Here is a 12,811-nt window from a genome sequence, read left to right as displayed (position 1 = left end):
GCGGCTTCCGGCTCGCTGTCCGGAAGCCGTGGGGATGTGGACGCCGCGCTTGCTATTCGGTCAGCGGCTCGGCCTCCGGCTCGTAGTGAACCAGCATCCCGTAAAGTTCATCCTTGAGCTGCATCCGCTGTTTGCGGAGATCGACGATGGTCAGATCGTCTGCCGGCTCGATATCGGTTTCGGCGCGGTGGATCTTGCCGTTGACCTCATGATAGCGATCATAAAGCCGGGCGAAATGTCCATCCGTTTCCTTGAGATGCCGCATCTGCGCGACATATTCCGGAAACTCTGCAGCCAGTTCGTGCGGTGTGTTCGACATGGTCCCTCTCCCTCATTTGAGTTCGGAACCAGACTAGACCTTCCGCGTCAGTCCTCCTTGATCACGATCAAGCGATTCAAAGCCCCAGCATCATGCGGACGACGGGCTCCAGCCCCTTGCCCACCGCCCGGGTATTCTCGGCGTCCATATGCACGCCGTCGACGGGCGTGGTCTTGGCCACGGAGCCGGCGTCGAAGAAGCCGCATTCGAGTTCGTCGGCGAGATCGGCATAGACGGAGGCCAGCATATGGCTCTCCTCGATCCGGCCCGAAAACATCGGCCCGAGCAGCGGATCGTCGGTTTCGCAGAGCGGCGGCGGCGAGACGATCAGGATATCCGGCGTCTCCATTTCCGCCGGCCATTCGTGATTGCGAACCAGGCTCACCAACCTCTTGATCCCATGGCCCACCACGACGGCGTTGTTGGCGTAGACGGGCTTCAAATCATTGGTGCCGAGCATGATGATCACGAGATCGAGCGGCGCATGCGTGTGCAGGATCGTCGGCAGAATGCGCGCGCCATTGCGGTCGCAATCGGCTGTGTAGTCGCTATAGACGGTTGTGCGGCCGTTCAGCCCCTCGGCGATCACCCGCACGCCATGCCCCAGCGCCTTCTGCAGAACGGACGGCCAGCGATTCTCATAGGCGTGCCGGGTGCGGTTTTCCGCATCCACACCCCAGGTGAGGCTGTCGCCATAAGCGAGAACTGTTTTCATGCCGCTCAAACCATCCGCTTCGCTGGCTATTTCTAATCCGCATTCCTCAGGTCCTCGACCTTGCGTTCGAGATCGCTGATCCTGGCGCCGTAGCGAGCCCACATAACCTTGGACGCTGCGGCTTTTGCCTCTATCCTTTTCGCCAACTCTTCCTGTTCAGCCTCTAGAGCCTCTAATCGTAACTTCAACGCGTCAAATTGCTGATCCAGCTCACCGAACATCGTGCGCATCTCTTCCGTCATCAGCCGAACTAGTGACGCCGGATTCTCATTGATCGCCATTACGCATTCTCCGAAAAATGGGGACTGCCATGCCGAAAGGAGCGGACGCCCAAAGGCGTCCGCTGGAGGGTCATTACACCAGCATCCCCATCGGGTTTTCGATGTAGCGCTTGAAGGCGCCCAGGAGTTCGGCGCCGAGCGCGCCGTCGACGCAGCGATGGTCGGTCGAGAGCGTCACCGTCATCACCTGGGCGATGACCATCTGCTTGTTCTTGACCACGACGCGCTCTTCGCCTGCGCCGACAGCCAGGATCGTGGCGTGCGGCGGGTTGACGACGGCGGCGAAATTCTTGACGCCCATCATACCCATGTTGGAGACGGCTGTCGTGCCGCCCTGATATTCCTCGGGCTTCAGCTTGCGGCTCTTGGCGCGTGCGCCGAGATCCTTCATCTCGTTGGAGATGGCCGACAGGCTCTTGAGCTCGGCGGAGCGGATGATCGGCGTGATCAGGCCGCCCGGGATCGACACGGCGACGCCGACATCGGCATGCTTGTGCTTGACCATGTTCTGGTCGGTCCACGAGACATTGGCGTCCGGCACGTCGCGAAGCGCCAGCGCAAGCGCCTTGATCACCATGTCGTTGACCGACAGCTTGTAGGCCGGCGCGCTGTCCTTGCGGGGCGCAGCGTCGTTGAGCTGGGCGCGCAGCGCAAGCAGGGCGTCGAGTTCGCAATCCACCGACACGTAGAAGTGCGGAATGGTCTGCTTGCTTTCCTGCAGGCGCTTGGCGATCGTCTTGCGCATGCCGTCATGCGGCACGAGTTCGTAGGAGCCGGGCTCGAACAGCTTGAGCACGGCGTCTTCGCTCATGCCCTTGGCGAGCGGCGCGGCGGCTGCAGCCTGCGGCGCTGCCGCCGGAGCAGCGGCGGCTGCAGGCTTGGCGCCGCCGGTGGAGACGGCCTTCTCGACGTCGGATTTCACGACGCGACCGCGCGGGCCGGAGCCGGAAATCAGCTTGATGTCCAACCCGGCTTCCTTCGCGAGACGACGGGCCAGCGGCGACGAGAAGACGCGTTCTCCCTGTGCGGCGGGGGCAGCAGCCGGCGCGGGCGCCGCGGCGACGGGAGCCTCGGCGGCAGGCGAAGGAGCGGCTTCAGCCTTGGGCGCCGGCGCAGCGTCCGCCTTCGGCGCGTCAGCGCCGCCACCGGCAGCAGCGGCGCCGACATCCTCGCCATCGACAGCGAGGATGGCGATCACGGCGTTGACCTTGACGGCCTCGGTTCCGGCGGGAACGACGAGCTTGGCGACGACGCCCTCATCGACGGCTTCCACTTCCATGGTCGCCTTGTCGGTTTCGATCTCGGCGATCACGTCGCCGGACTTCACCGTATCGCCTTCCTTGACCAGCCACTTGGCCAGATTGCCCTCTTCCATCGTCGGGGAGAGCGCCGGCATGGTGATATTGATCGGCATGACCTTGCCTCCCTCTTACTTGTAGCAGACGGCTTTGACCGCATCGACGACTTCGCCGACATTCGGCAGAGCCAGCTTTTCGAGATTGGCGGCGTAGGGCATCGGAACGTCCTTGCCGGCAATCGTGATGACAGGAGCGTCGAGATAGTCGAAAGCTTCGCGGTTGACGCGGTTGGCGATGAAGTCGCCGACAGAATTCTGCGGGAAGCCTTCTTCGACGACGACGAGGCGGCCGGTCTTCTTGACTGATTCGATGACGGTCGGCAGGTCCATCGGACGGATGGTGCGCAGGTCGATCAGTTCGACGTCGATGCCGAGCTTTTCGAGTTCGGCGACCGCCTTGATGGCGTAGGTCATGCCGATGCCGAAGGACACCATGGTCACGTCCTTACCGGCCTTGTGGATGCGGGCCTTGCCGATCGGCAGCACGAAATCGTCGAGCTTCGGCACATCGAAGGTCTGGCCGTAAAGGATTTCGTTTTCGAGGAAGATCACCGGATTGGGATCGCGGATCGCGGCCTTCAGCAGGCCCTTGGCGTCGGCGGCCGTGTAGGGCATGACGACCTTGAGGCCGGGGATATGGCTGTACCAAGCGGCGTAGCACTGCGAGTGCTGCGCGCCGACGCGGGCGGCGGCGCCGTTCGGGCCGCGGAACACCATGGGCGCGCCCATCTGGCCGCCGGACATATAAAGCGTCTTGGCGGCCGAGTTGATGATCTGGTCGATCGCCTGCATGGCGAAGTTGAAGGTCATGAATTCGACGATCGGACGCAGACCGGTCATCGCAGCGCCCACCGCCATGCCGGCGAAGCCGTGTTCGGTGATCGGCGTGTCGACGACGCGCTTGGCGCCGAATTCCTGCAGCAGGCCCTGGGTCACCTTATAGGCGCCCTGATATTCCGCCACTTCTTCGCCCATGACGAAGACATCGGGATTGGCGCGCATTTCCTCGGCCATGGCGTCGCGCAGCGCTTCACGCACCGTGGTCTGTACCATTTCCGTGCCGGCCGGAATATCCGGATCCGAAGCGACGTCCGTCTTGGGAGCCGCCGGGACCTTCGTGTCGGTCGCAACGGTCGGCTCGGCGGCGGATTCGCGCGCCTTGCCGCCAGCGTCGTCGGCGGTCGCAGCCGGCGTGTCGGCATCGGACTTCTTGGATGCGGAGCCGATCGCGTCGGCGCTTTCGCCATCCTGCAGCAGCACCGCGATCGGCGTGTTGACCTTGACGTTTTCTGTGCCGGCGGCGATCAGCAGCTTGCCGATCACGCCTTCATCGACGGCTTCCACTTCCATCGTGGCCTTGTCCGTTTCGATCTCAGCGATCACGTCGCCGGACTTCACGGTATCGCCTTCGTTCTTCACCCATTTCGAGAGCGTGCCTTCCTCCATGGTCGGCGACAGCGCGGGCATGAGAATCTCAATCGGCATGGTGTTTCCTCACCTGGTGTATCGTGTGCGGCGACCTCGGCCGGCCGCGAAATTGATGCTGGCGGAGCGAAGCGGCCGGCAAAGGCCGGCCGGAGTCGCCTTACGCGTCGAGCAGGATGTCGGTGTAGAGCTCGGACGCATCCGGCTCCTTGTCCGCCTGGGCGAAATCTGCCGAGTCGGCGACGATGTCGCGCACATCCTTGTCGATGGCCTTGAGATCGTCTTCCGTAGCCCAGTTCTTTTCGAGAAGGCGCAGGCGCACCTGTTCGATCGGATCGTGCTCGGAGCGCATCTTCTGCACCTCGTCCTTGGAGCGATACTTCGCCGGGTCGGACATCGAGTGACCGCGATAGCGATAGGTCAGCATTTCCAGGATCATCGGACCCTTGCCGGAACGAGCGTGCTCGGCCGCTTCGTCCGTCGCGGCCTTGACGGCGCGCACATCCATGCCGTCGACCTGCATGCCGGGAATGCCGAAGGAGGCGCCGCGCTGGGAGAAATCGGTCTGGGCCGAGGCGCGATTGACGGAGGTGCCCATGGCGTAGCGGTTGTTTTCCACCACATAGACCACCGGCAGCTTCCAGAGCGCGGCCATGTTGAAGCTCTCGTAGACCTGGCCCTGGTTGGCGGCGCCGTCGCCGAAGAAGGCGCAGGAAATATTGCCGTTGCCGCGATAGGCGTTGGCGAAGGCCAGACCGGTGCCGAGCGACACCTGGCCGCCGACGATGCCGTGGCCGCCGTAGAAATGCTTCTCTTTCGAGAACATGTGCATCGAGCCGCCCTTGCCCTTGGACAGGCCGCCGCGACGGCCGGTCAGCTCGGCCATGACGCCGCGCGCGCTCAGGCCCATGGCCAGCATGTGACCGTGGTCGCGATAGCCGGTGATCATCTGGTCGCCTTCGATCAGCGACATCTGCATGCCGACCACGACGGCTTCCTGGCCGATATAGAGGTGACAGAAGCCGCCGATGAAGCCCATGCCGTAGAGCTGGCCGGCCTTTTCCTCGAAGCGGCGGATGAGAAGCATCTCGCGGTAAGCCTTGAGCTCCTGATCACGATCGAATTCTGCGATCATCGCTTTTCCTTCTGATTTTTGAGATTTGCCGCTTGCGAGTTTGCGAGCAGGGGTAGACGCGACCTTACGCGCTGCCATCCAGAATGCCTCCCTATGGGCGTCCGATTTTGGAGCGAGCATAAGAAATATTGACCGCCCTAGCAATGCCATAAATGCATGGCGGACATTCGGTGCAAGCCTATGAAATGTATAGGAAAAGCTATTATTAACCAAATTACGGTTAATTCAACCGTGCATCGCAACAAGGTTATTGCGATGCACAATCTCTCCCAAAACGGGAATTATACTATTTGAATATGACGATTTCGTCGGCGCGACTGACATTGAGCGAATAGCGCGCTTTTTCGTCGAGCATGTCCTTCTCGAGCGAGCCGTCGCTCATCAGCGACACCTGACGTTCGAGATCCTTTCGCGCCTTCACCAACTCGGCGAGTTGGGCTTCCCGCTCGATCCGCCGGCGCTCGAACTCCTTGGTGGCGTTCAAGCCGAGTTCGCCGTGCACCGAATGATAGCCGAAGTAACTGCAGAAAGCGATTGTGAGCAGCGGTGTGATCAGACGACCCCAATGCCGCCGCTTATGGTGTTTGGTCCACATGACATGCCTTTGACGCAAAACGACAAAGCGCATTGTGCCGCAAATTCTTTAACCGAGCGTTTAGCATAATTCGCCGCAAGCCCGAAAATGAGAAGAGCCGGCGCGGAGATCTCCGCGCCGGCCCTTTTCGTCAGAGGCGACGGTCCGATCAGCGCTTCAGGATCGAGCGGCCGGCGAAGATCGCGGCCGAACCCAGTTCCTGCTCGATGCGGATCAGCTGGTTGTACTTGGCGGTGCGGTCGGAGCGGGCCAGCGAGCCGGTCTTGATCTGTCCGCAATTGGTGGCGACGGCAAGATCGGCGATCGTCGAATCTTCCGTTTCGCCGGAGCGATGCGACATCACGGCGGTGTAGCCGGCCTTGTGGGCGGTCTCGACGGCGTCGAGCGTCTCGGTGAGCGAGCCGATCTGGTTGACCTTGACGAGGATAGAGTTTGCGACCTTCTTTTCGATGCCTGTGCGCAGGCGGGTCGAGTTGGTCACGAACAGGTCGTCGCCGACCAGCTGGCACTTGGAGCCGACGAGATCGGTCAGCATCTTCCAGCCTTCCCAATCGTCTTCGGCCATGCCGTCTTCGACCGAGATGATCGGATAATTGTTGACGAGTTCGGCGAGATAGGCGGCCATTTCGGCCGGCTCGCGCACCTTGCCTTCGCCATGCATGTCGTATTTGCCGTCCTTGAAGAACTCGGTCGAGGCGCAGTCGAGCGCCAGGAACATGTCTTCGCCGGGACGGTAGCCGGCCTTTTCGATCGACTTCATTACGAAATCGAGCGCGGCCGGGGCGGACGCCAGGTTCGGGGCGAATCCGCCCTCGTCGCCGACATTGGTGTTATGGCCCTGCGACGCCAGTTCCTTCTTGAGGGTGTGGAACACTTCCGAACCCATGCGCACGGCGTCCTTCAGCGATTCGGCGCCGACGGGCATGATCATGAATTCCTGGAAGTCGATCGGATTGTCGGCGTGAGCGCCGCCATTGATGATGTTCATCATCGGCACGGGCAGCGCGCGGGCGTTGACGCCGCCGACATAACGATAGAGCGGCAGGCCAGAGGCGAGAGCCGCGGCCTTGGCGACGGCGAGCGACACGCCGAGAACGGCGTTGGCGCCGAGGCGAGCCTTGTTGGGCGTGCCGTCGAGTTCGATCATCGCCATGTCGATCTCGACCTGGTCTTCCGCGTCCATGCCGCTGATGGCGTCGAAGATCTCGGTATTGACGGCCTCGACGGCCTTCTCGACACCGCCGAGATAGCGCTTGCCGCCGTCGCGCAGTTCGACCGCTTCATGCGCGCCGGTGGAGGCGCCCGACGGAACCGCGGCGCGACCGAGGCTGCCGTCCTCTAGAAGCACATCGACTTCTACGGTGGGGTTGCCTCGGCTGTCGAGAATTTCCCGGGCCAGAATGTCAACGATAGCGGTCATATGCTCTTCCTTGCGTTTGAGAGGTTGAGAGAGTGTTTCCGGTTCCCTGCATTATCCCGTTTCTGCGAAAAAACAATGGCGGACCCGGCAACGAAACGATTTAAACGAGCGTCGGCTTGCTGGATGCGATCGGGTGCGCCATGCCGCGCATGTCTCGTTTCGAGCCAGAACGCACGCGTCCTGCGTTCTGGCCGAAAAGCTCCAAAACCATGCCGCGAAATACATGAGAAATATAAGATCTTATAGTTCCACCGAATGGATTTATTAACGCATTGGCAATCCTGACGCAGCAAACTTGTCCTTGGTTCGGTTAATTTGCGCCGGAAAAATGAGACGGCGAACGAACGCCATTGGGGAGCTTGTTCAGGGAATGTCTATTTCGAGGCTACTTATTCTGTTCGGCGTGCTGGTCACGGCCGGGCTTCTCACTGCGACCGGCGTGCAGTTTTACACCCTGAACAAGCTCAAGGTTCGCGGTCCCGACTATACGCAGATCATTTTCGGCAAGGATCTCATCGCCGACATTCTGCCGCCGCCGCTCTTCGTCGCAGAGTCCTATATGCTTGCGACGGAGGGTATGTATCACCCGGAGCGCGGTCCCGAAAATCTCGAAAAGATCAACGCGCTGCATAAGGACTATCTCTCGCGACGCGATTATTGGCGCGCCTCGAGCTTGCCCGACGAGATCAAGAGCGAGTTGGAGCGTGACGTCATCACCACCGGCGACGCGTTCTGGGGCATAGTCGACGAGAAGATCGAAGAGGCGTTCGAATCCTCGGACCCCGATATCCGCATGGCGGCTCTGGACGCATTGATGGACGCCTTCTACAGGCACCGCGCCGCGGTGGCGAAACTCGTGGAGGCGGCGAACGCCTTCCTGGCCAAGGCGGAGGCGAACGCGGACGCCAGTTCTTTTGTCCTCACCAATCTCGCGCTTTCGGCCGCCGCAAGCTCGATCCTGCTGTTTTTGGCCGGCCTCTGGGTGCTGAAGGCGCGCGCCATCAAGCCGCTCGACGATATGAAGAGCTATATGGGCGTGCTGGCCAAGGGCGACTACAGCAAGGACGTTCCCTTTGCGGGCCGCCGCGACGAAATCGGCGCCATGGCGCAGTCCGTGGCGATCTTCCGCGGCAACGCCATGGAGCGCATCGACCAGCGCAAGCGCGACGACGCGGCCAAAGCCGCCGAACTCGAGAAGGAACGCGTGCTCGCCGCCGAGGAAGCCGTCGAGGATGAGAAGCGTCGCTTCGTCATCGATCAGCTCACCGAGGGCCTGTCGCAGCTCGCCGGCGGCAATCTCGCCTATCGGATCGAACAGCCCTTCGACGCCGCCTATGAAAATCTGCGTCAGGCTTTCAACGGCAGCCAGTCCGCCCTGTCGGAATCCATGGCCAAGGTGACCGCGATCACGCAAGTTGTGCGAAACAGCGCTTTCGAGATTTCTTCCGCCACAGATCAATTGGCGCAGCGAACCGAACAGCAGGCGGCGACGGTGGAAGAGTCCGCCGCCGCGCTCGGAGAAGTATCCACCACCGTGCAATCGTCGGCGGCGCGCTCTCGCGAAGCCGGCATGATGATGACGGAGGCGACGCAGTCGACCGAACGATCCGCCGCGATCGTCAAACAGGCGATCGCAGCGATGGAAGGCATTGCCGGCTCGTCGAGCCAGATCGGGCAAATCATCAACGTGATCGACGAGATCGCCTTCCAGACCAATCTCCTGGCGCTGAACGCCGGTGTCGAGGCGGCGCGCGCGGGCGAAGCCGGAAAGGGCTTCGCCGTGGTCGCCCAGGAAGTGCGGGAACTGGCGTCGCGCTCCGCCAATGCCGCTAAGGAAATCAAGGCGCTGATTTCGACCTCGACATCCCAGGTCAACAATGGTGTTTCGCTCGTCAACAAGACGGGCGAGGCTCTCAATGAAATCGCCTCCCGCGTCACCCGCGTGGCGGACATCATCAACGGCATCGGCGCATCCTCCGCCGAACAGTCGGACGCGATACGACAGATAGACGGATCCGTGCAGATGCTCGACCAGACGACCCAGCAGAACGCCGCGATGGTGGAGCAGACCTCCGCAGCCTGTCGGTCATTGAGCACGGAAGCCGACACGCTGAACAGCGTGCTGAGCGTCTTCCGTCTCGGCGCGAAACAGGCGCCGCTGACCGCGCCGGTTGCGATCGCCGCCATCGGCCAGACGCCGCGCGGCGGGAAGCGAGAGACAGTGTCGCGCCCCTCCCCGGCCCGCGCCCTGGCCGGCCGCATCGCCAGCGCCTTCACGGGGCCGAGACAGGCGGCGGCGCAAGGCGGCGGCAATTGGGAAGAATTCTGACCGCCGCAAAAACACTGGCCGGACGGGTCCGGCCAGTGGCGACGACCGCGGAAAACGAGGTCAGCCCTTGGCGATCGCGTCCAAAGCCAGCAGCTTTTCGAGCAGCGCCGGCATGTCCGGCAATTTGACCATGTTCGGACCATCGGACGGGGCGTTGTCGGGATCTTCATGGGTCTCGATGAACACGCCGGCCACGCCGACCGCCACGGCCGCGCGCGCGAGAACCGGCACCATGGTGCGGTCGCCGCCGCTCGATCCGCCCTGACCGCCCGGCTGCTGCACCGAATGTGTGGCGTCGAAGATCACCGGCGCGCCCATCGCCGCCATGATCGGCAGCGAGCGCATGTCGGAGACCAACGTGTTGTAGCCGAAAGAAGCGCCGCGTTCGCAGAGCAGCGCGTTGGGATTGCCGCTGCCGTTGATCTTGGCGAGCACGTTCTTCATGTCCCAAGGCGCGAGAAACTGCCCCTTCTTGACGTTGATCGCCCGGCCGGTCTTGGCGGCGGCCACGAGCAGGTCCGTCTGGCGGCAGAGAAAAGCAGGGATCTGCAGGATGTCGACCGTGGGCGACACGAGCGCGCACTGCTCTTCCGTATGGATGTCGGTCAGCACCGGAAAGCCGTATTCGGCCTTGAGATCTGCGAAGACTTCCATGGCCTTTTCCAGCCCGATGCCGCGCTTGCCGGTCAGCGAGGTGCGATTGGCCTTGTCGAAGGAGGATTTGTAAACCAGGCCGATGCCGAGCGCATCGGCGAGTTCGACGAGTTTGCCGGCGATCATAAAAGCGTGGTCGCGGCTTTCCATCTGGCAGGGACCAGCGATGATCGACAGTCGGTCGGCATTGGAAAACGAGACCTTCCGGGAGCCTTCGCCCACCGTCACGGTGCTGTTGTTAGCGGTCATGAGTATTCATACCTCCGAAAATGCGAACGCGACGCCCTGCCCCGCCAAGGGCGGTACGAGCAGCAAGGGTCCGCGCCTGAAATAGCCGATGCCCGCACGCGTCAATATCGTGTCGAGTTCGACCATCGATGCCACCGAGAACATGATGAGACCACCCGTCAAGCCGGCATCCTCATGCAATTCGAGGCCATAGGTGTCGACAAATGCCGCCGGCGTCAAGACGGTCAGTCGCGCGCTCGCGAAAGACAGGCCATCGCCGCTCGCCGAGACGGTCGCGTCGCCACATATCACCACCCGGAGAAATGACGAGACGTCGTGCGGATGCCGATGCACGAAGACCGCCTCGCGGATGCCGAGCACGCCGTTGTCATGGTCGGTCAGCGTCGTCCGACCGTTTGGGGGAACGTTGACGCGCTGGCAGGTGAAGGCGAAGACGTCGCCGGCGGGATCGGCCCCGGCGAAGGCCAAGCGAAAACCTGCCACCCCGCTGCTTCCATCCGGCAACACCATCGACCGCGAAAAATCCAGCATCTTTCCGGCCGAACACCCGTTCTCCGCGAAGGCGACGTGGTCCGAAGCGGCGTCCGCTGTTCCATAGACGACCGCCGAAAAGCCCTCGGCGCCGCGCGCGTCCCGAAAGGTGCGATCGCCGAGAACGAAGCGGTTGCCGGCTGCGGCGGCGTTTTCATAGGCATCTCGGTCGATGATCGTGAGCGGCTCCAAAAAGGTCTGATCGGCGAAATAGACGCAGCAATTGCCGGTGCCGAACGGATGCAGTCCGTCTGGAGCGACCGTGAAGCCGAGCGCGGAAAGACGCTGCCTCGCCGTCATCAGATCGGCGACGGGCAGGACGAGGTGATCGAGCGGGCGCATGGGCGATGCCTTTCTGTTGCCGCGCCTCTCGCACGGGTCGGCGACGGAAGACAAGCCGCGAGACGTTTTCTTATGTCGCGCCGGAAACAAATCGGCGTCGACGCGGTTACGAATATGCCGCCGGAGAGCGGACATTCCCAAGGAGACACCCAATGAAAAGACTCGTCAACCTCTCGCTCGCTTCCGCGCTCGCCCTCGCCAGCCTTTCAGGCGTCAGCCTGGCGCAGGACAACAATAATGGCGGCGCAAATTCCGGCGCTCAGAGCGGCCAAGCTGGAAAAAGCGGCGCCGGCGACAACAACGACCCCACCAGCACATCGCAAAACTGCCGCGACGACGCCGCGACTTCCGGCACCAACTGCCAGACCGACACAACCGCCCAGTAAAAGCCGCATCGGCCTCCGGCGCGCCCATGCGGCGGAGGTCGAACCGGGCATTCGCTCGGGCCCGCCTCCACCAAGGAAAGCCCGCACCCAGCATCCGGGAAAACGCTTGCAGAACATAAAAAGAACAGATACCGTCTGTTCCAGATTTGTTTCTTGTGCGATTCCCGGGGCGCGCCGATGCTGACCAGAAAACAACAGGAATTACTGCTGTTCATTCATGAGCGTATGAAGGAGTCGGGTGTGCCGCCGTCCTTCGACGAAATGAAGGATGCGCTGGATCTCGCCTCGAAATCCGGCATTCATCGATTGATCACGGCGCTCGAGGAACGAGGTTTCATCAGGAGGCTTCCCAACCGGGCGCGGGCGCTGGAAGTCATCAAACTCCCGGAGGCCTATTCGCCGAGCCTCAGGCCGCCGGCGGCGCGAGGTTTCTCCCCGAGCGTGATCGAGGGCTCTCTCGGAAAGCAGCAGCCGCAGACAGCGCCGAAAGCGGCGGCCAACGACGAGGCGGGCTCAAGCGTAACCGTACCCGTGATGGGTCGGATTGCAGCGGGCGTGCCGATCTCCGCGATACAGAACATCACGCACGACATCGCGGTGCCGATGTCAATGCTGGGCGCGGGCGAACATTATGCGCTCGAGGTTCGAGGCGACTCGATGATCGAGGCCGGCATTCTCGACGGCGACACGGTCATCATCCGCAATGGTTCGACCGCAAGTCCCGGCGATATCGTCGTCGCTCTGGTCGACGACGAGGAAGCCACGCTCAAGCGCTTTCGCCGCAAGGGAGCGTCGATTGCCCTCGAGGCGGCCAATCCAGCCTATGAAACACGCATTTTTGGCCCCGACAGGGTGAAGGTGCAGGGTAAACTGGTCGGCCTCATTCGTCGCTATCACTGAGAAAGCCGGAGACGGCCGGCGTCGTTTTTTCGGTTGTTATCCATAGCGGCTTGACTTCTTTCGGAACCGTTGCAGTTTCTCGCGCATTTGAATATGCAAAGCGTCGTACGGCCTCTTTTTTGTTAAATGGGGCCGGCTGACGAATGTTCTTGTCGACGAATTTCAGCAGTCGT

The 12,811-nt window shown here is 62.0% G+C and carries 13 protein-coding genes; 3 read left to right on the top strand and 10 right to left on the bottom strand.

The genetic code is table 11. The features are described from left to right. Positions 1 to 52 precede the first annotated feature (52 nt). The 8 genes from H2O14_RS01595 to eno form a co-directional block, all read right to left on the bottom strand. The gene (locus H2O14_RS01595) at positions 53 to 319 is read right to left on the bottom strand and encodes a YdcH family protein (RefSeq protein ID WP_182826256.1); all 267 of its coding nucleotides are present in this window, start codon (positions 317 to 319) and stop codon (positions 53 to 55) included. 76 nt (positions 320 to 395) lie between these two features. Next, on the bottom strand, positions 396 to 1,034 hold the full coding sequence (locus H2O14_RS01590; protein ID WP_182826255.1) for an SGNH/GDSL hydrolase family protein: 639 nt from the start codon (positions 1,032 to 1,034) through the stop codon (positions 396 to 398). Positions 1,035 to 1,066: 32 nt separating this feature from the next. Continuing rightward, positions 1,067 to 1,315, bottom strand: coding sequence for a hypothetical protein (locus tag H2O14_RS01585; protein WP_182826254.1), 249 nt, complete (start codon positions 1,313 to 1,315; stop codon positions 1,067 to 1,069). Positions 1,316 to 1,388: 73 nt separating this feature from the next. After that, positions 1,389 to 2,729 (bottom strand): pyruvate dehydrogenase complex dihydrolipoamide acetyltransferase, encoded by a 1,341-nt coding sequence (locus H2O14_RS01580; protein WP_182826253.1) that lies wholly within the window; start codon positions 2,727 to 2,729, stop codon positions 1,389 to 1,391. A gap of 15 nt (positions 2,730 to 2,744) precedes the next feature. Further along, positions 2,745 to 4,157, bottom strand: a complete 1,413-nt coding sequence (locus H2O14_RS01575; protein ID WP_182826252.1) for a pyruvate dehydrogenase complex E1 component subunit beta — start codon at positions 4,155 to 4,157, stop codon at positions 2,745 to 2,747. A gap of 100 nt (positions 4,158 to 4,257) precedes the next feature. Next, a complete protein-coding gene (gene pdhA / locus H2O14_RS01570; protein WP_182826251.1) occupies positions 4,258 to 5,310 on the bottom strand; it encodes a pyruvate dehydrogenase (acetyl-transferring) E1 component subunit alpha in 1,053 nt (350 codons plus the stop codon). Between the two features lie 208 nt (positions 5,311 to 5,518). Continuing rightward, complete coding sequence (locus tag H2O14_RS01565; RefSeq protein ID WP_182826250.1) at positions 5,519 to 5,827, bottom strand: septum formation initiator family protein; 309 nt, start codon at positions 5,825 to 5,827, stop codon at positions 5,519 to 5,521. 148 nt (positions 5,828 to 5,975) lie between these two features. Beyond that, the gene (gene eno, locus H2O14_RS01560) at positions 5,976 to 7,247 is read right to left on the bottom strand and encodes a phosphopyruvate hydratase (RefSeq protein ID WP_182826249.1); all 1,272 of its coding nucleotides are present in this window, start codon (positions 7,245 to 7,247) and stop codon (positions 5,976 to 5,978) included. A gap of 370 nt (positions 7,248 to 7,617) precedes the next feature. On the opposite strand from eno, the gene H2O14_RS01555 reads away from it, so the two are divergent. Next, positions 7,618 to 9,576, top strand: coding sequence for a methyl-accepting chemotaxis protein (locus tag H2O14_RS01555; RefSeq protein WP_182826248.1), 1,959 nt, complete (start codon positions 7,618 to 7,620; stop codon positions 9,574 to 9,576). A gap of 60 nt (positions 9,577 to 9,636) precedes the next feature. On the opposite strand, the gene kdsA is transcribed toward H2O14_RS01555, so the two are convergent. Together kdsA and H2O14_RS01545 are read right to left on the bottom strand one after the other, a co-directional pair. Continuing rightward, positions 9,637 to 10,479, bottom strand: coding sequence for a 3-deoxy-8-phosphooctulonate synthase (gene kdsA / locus H2O14_RS01550; RefSeq protein WP_182826247.1), 843 nt, complete (start codon positions 10,477 to 10,479; stop codon positions 9,637 to 9,639). Positions 10,480 to 10,485: 6 nt separating this feature from the next. Beyond that, a complete protein-coding gene (locus tag H2O14_RS01545; protein ID WP_182826246.1) occupies positions 10,486 to 11,352 on the bottom strand; it encodes a VOC family protein in 867 nt (288 codons plus the stop codon). 152 nt (positions 11,353 to 11,504) lie between these two features. Between H2O14_RS01545 and H2O14_RS01540 the strand changes: the two genes are divergently transcribed. Together H2O14_RS01540 and lexA are read left to right on the top strand one after the other, a co-directional pair. Then, the gene (locus H2O14_RS01540) at positions 11,505 to 11,738 is read left to right on the top strand and encodes a hypothetical protein (protein WP_182826245.1); all 234 of its coding nucleotides are present in this window, start codon (positions 11,505 to 11,507) and stop codon (positions 11,736 to 11,738) included. 177 nt (positions 11,739 to 11,915) lie between these two features. After that, a complete protein-coding gene (lexA, locus tag H2O14_RS01535; RefSeq protein WP_182826244.1) occupies positions 11,916 to 12,638 on the top strand; it encodes a transcriptional repressor LexA in 723 nt (240 codons plus the stop codon). The last annotated feature ends 173 nt before the right edge of the window (positions 12,639 to 12,811 follow it).

Origin of the sequence: Rhizobium sp. G21 (assembly GCF_014158035.1) — a bacterium.
GTDB lineage: Bacteria > Pseudomonadota > Alphaproteobacteria > Rhizobiales > Rhizobiaceae > Rhizobium_E.
The sequence above is the reverse complement of the archived record's forward strand: the minus strand, read 5'-3'. Positions and strand labels throughout refer to the sequence as shown.

What these genes read in the sequence shown, in the direction of transcription:
- H2O14_RS01575 (WP_182826252.1), bottom strand. Translation starts at nt 4,157, where the DNA reads ATGCCGATTGAGATTCTCATGCCCGCGCTGTCGCCGACCATGGAGGAA.
- H2O14_RS01540 (WP_182826245.1), top strand. Translation starts at nt 11,505, where the DNA reads ATGAAAAGACTCGTCAACCTCTCGCTCGCTTCCGCGCTCGCCCTCGCC.
- H2O14_RS01545 (WP_182826246.1), bottom strand. Translation starts at nt 11,352, where the DNA reads ATGCGCCCGCTCGATCACCTCGTCCTGCCCGTCGCCGATCTGATGACG.
- kdsA (WP_182826247.1), bottom strand. Translation starts at nt 10,479, where the DNA reads ATGACCGCTAACAACAGCACCGTGACGGTGGGCGAAGGCTCCCGGAAG.
- H2O14_RS01565 (WP_182826250.1), bottom strand. Translation starts at nt 5,827, where the DNA reads ATGTGGACCAAACACCATAAGCGGCGGCATTGGGGTCGTCTGATCACA.
- pdhA (WP_182826251.1), bottom strand. Translation starts at nt 5,310, where the DNA reads ATGGCAGCGCGTAAGGTCGCGTCTACCCCTGCTCGCAAACTCGCAAGC.
- eno (WP_182826249.1), bottom strand. Translation starts at nt 7,247, where the DNA reads ATGACCGCTATCGTTGACATTCTGGCCCGGGAAATTCTCGACAGCCGA.
- H2O14_RS01555 (WP_182826248.1), top strand. Translation starts at nt 7,618, where the DNA reads ATGTCTATTTCGAGGCTACTTATTCTGTTCGGCGTGCTGGTCACGGCC.
- H2O14_RS01585 (WP_182826254.1), bottom strand. Translation starts at nt 1,315, where the DNA reads ATGGCGATCAATGAGAATCCGGCGTCACTAGTTCGGCTGATGACGGAA.
- H2O14_RS01595 (WP_182826256.1), bottom strand. Translation starts at nt 319, where the DNA reads ATGTCGAACACACCGCACGAACTGGCTGCAGAGTTTCCGGAATATGTC.
- lexA (WP_182826244.1), top strand. Translation starts at nt 11,916, where the DNA reads ATGCTGACCAGAAAACAACAGGAATTACTGCTGTTCATTCATGAGCGT.
- H2O14_RS01590 (WP_182826255.1), bottom strand. Translation starts at nt 1,034, where the DNA reads ATGAAAACAGTTCTCGCTTATGGCGACAGCCTCACCTGGGGTGTGGAT.
- H2O14_RS01580 (WP_182826253.1), bottom strand. Translation starts at nt 2,729, where the DNA reads ATGCCGATCAATATCACCATGCCGGCGCTCTCCCCGACGATGGAAGAG.